This is a genomic window from Streptomyces sp. E11-3, assembly GCF_046540415.1.
Taxonomy (GTDB): Bacteria; Actinomycetota; Actinomycetes; order Streptomycetales; family Streptomycetaceae; genus Streptomyces.
The window spans coordinates 1-2196 of sequence record NZ_JAZGRL010000119.1 but is presented as its reverse complement, the minus strand read 5'-3'; the positions used below and the strand labels follow the sequence as shown (position 1 = coordinate 2196).

3 protein-coding genes are annotated in these 2196 nt (G+C 74.9%); 1 reads left to right on the top strand and 2 read right to left on the bottom strand.

Going from position 1 to position 2196, the window contains the following annotated elements:
- Positions 1-1076 (bottom strand): MFS transporter (locus U9R90_RS35690; RefSeq protein ID WP_411061614.1); only part of this gene is annotated, 1076 nt, incomplete at its 3' end.
- Between the two features lie 104 nt (positions 1077-1180).
- Between U9R90_RS35690 and U9R90_RS35685 the strand changes: the two genes are divergently transcribed.
- Entirely contained in the window at positions 1181-1762 is a 582-nt protein-coding gene (locus tag U9R90_RS35685) for a CGNR zinc finger domain-containing protein (RefSeq protein ID WP_411061613.1), read from the top strand.
- Here the strand turns inward: U9R90_RS35685 and U9R90_RS35680 are convergent.
- The coding region (locus tag U9R90_RS35680) for an NPCBM/NEW2 domain-containing protein (protein ID WP_411061612.1) at positions 1749-2196 on the bottom strand (448 nt) is incomplete at its 5' end. The genes U9R90_RS35685 and U9R90_RS35680 overlap by 14 nt on opposite strands.

Here is a 2196-nt window from a genome sequence, read left to right as displayed (position 1 = left end):
CCCGCCGCCGCCGACAGCTTCAGCCCGGCCCCCAGCGTGAAGACCTGCGTCCGCACCGCGTCCGGGGCGTGGGACGCCCGGATGCGCAGGGTCGCGGTCAGCAGCGGCCCGTCGCACAGCCCGGCCGCGCCGAAGAACACCACGGCCAGGGCGTACGAGGGCGCCGCCGCAGCCCCCGCCAGCGCGACCCCCGTGCCGAGCAGGCTCCAACGGGCCAGCCGCCGCGCGGACATCCGCGGCGGCCTGCGGGCCACGGCGAGACACCCGCCGAGCGCCCCGAGCGCGAAGGCGGTGACCAGCGCCCCCGCGCCCCCTGGCCGACCACGCTCACCCGCGAGCAGCACCGCCGTCACCGTGAGCCCGCCGATACCGACGTACGCGACACACGTGCTCGCGGTGATCGCCCGCAGCGCGGGTATCCGCCACACCGCCGCGAGCCCGGCCACCAGATCGGCCCGCACGGAAGGCCGGGAAGCCGGGGCCAGACCGGCCCGGAGCGGAAGCGCGCAGACCAGCGCCGCCGCCAACCCCGCCACCCCCGCGAGCAGCAACGTCGCCGCACCGGGCGACACCGCGGCCGCCGTGAGCGCCACACCCGCGGGCCCCACCACCGACGCGGCGTTGTACGTCGCGGCGTCCCACGCGTACGCACGCGCGCGTGCCGCCTCCTCCGTCTCTTCCGCCGCATCGGACACCAGGGACACGACCAGGCTGGAGAGCCCGCCCGAGACGACCGGACCGCAACAGCCCCCGGCCAGCGCGACCGCGAGGGTCAGCCCCAAGGGCCCCCGGCCGACCACGAGCGCGACCCCCGCGATCGCCGCCCCGAACCCGCCGAGCGCGGCGGCGTAGAAGAGCCGCGGCCGCCGCACCCGCGCCGCCAGGCTGCCGGTCAGCGGCGCGGCCAGCACATGCGGCGCCATCCACGCGGCCAGTACGAACGCGCCCTGAGCCGCGCTCCCGGTGCGCTCCAGCGCGAGCAACACCACGGCCACCGCCATGCCCTCGTCGGCCAGCCGCGCACAGAACGCGGTGGCCAGGTAACTCCGTAAGCTCCCCGAACTCTCCAGGCTCATGGATGACACCCTCCCCGTAACGGCTTATGCTAATAAGACGTTACGCGAGAGAAGGTGTTCGCGAGACGAGTCGCACGGACAGCCGAGAGGACGATGACGACACCATGAGCGGCGCCACCGTCACCCAGGGCTTCCGCCCCGCCCACCGGCTGATCGAGATCGCCAACGCCGTACGCGAGGACCCCGCCCTCTCCCGCGACGCCCTCGCAGACCTGCTGCGGCGCCATGGCGAGACCCCCGACGACGTCACCGAAGCGGCCTTCACCGCCACGGACGCCGAGGAGCTGCGGAGCGCCACGGCCCGGCTCACGGACGTACTCACGGAGACGGACACGGACCGGGCGGCCCTGGCCCTGAACGCTCTGCTGGAGGAGTGCGGTGCCCGCCCGCGGCTGTCCCGGCACGACGGCCACGCCTGGCATCTGCATGTCGACCGGGGCGAGGACGCGGGCTGGGCCGACTGGTTCACCGCGTCCGGTGCCCTCGCCCTGGCGCAGCTGCTCAGCGAGCACGGCCACCCGGCCTGGGGCACCTGCGCGGCCCCGGACTGCACCACCCTCTACCTGGCCACAGGACCCGGCACTCCGCGCCGCTACTGCTCCCCGCGCTGCGCCTCACGCACCCGCGTGGCCGCCCATCGGGAACGCAACCGAACCCCCTCCGACGATCCGGCTAGCCGCAGCTGATCCGGGACTGCGCCCAGTCCACCAGCGCCACCCGGTCGAGCTGCGTATGCGGCTCGACGACCAGCCGCAGCGTCTTGCGGCCGGTCAGATCCACATGCACCGGCACCGCGGGGTCCCCGCCCCGGATCACCTGCGACCGCCACAGCCGCGCCCCGTCCGCGTACACCGAGAACCGCACCGCGCCCAGGCCGTGCATCAGGTCGTCGACGCCGACCAGCGCGTCGTACGCCCTGCAGCTGCGGTTCAGGTCGATCACGACCGACGAGCTGCCGTGCACGGTCGCCCCGTGGCCGTACCGGGTCCCCCCGATCGACACGCTGGAGCGCTGCCACAGCCAGGTCGACTCGGTGAGCCGCACCTCGGGCTTGGTGCCGTCGCCGAATACGCCGTAGTCGAGCCGGTTGACCTGGTAGACCTCCGGCGCTGGCGGCGGG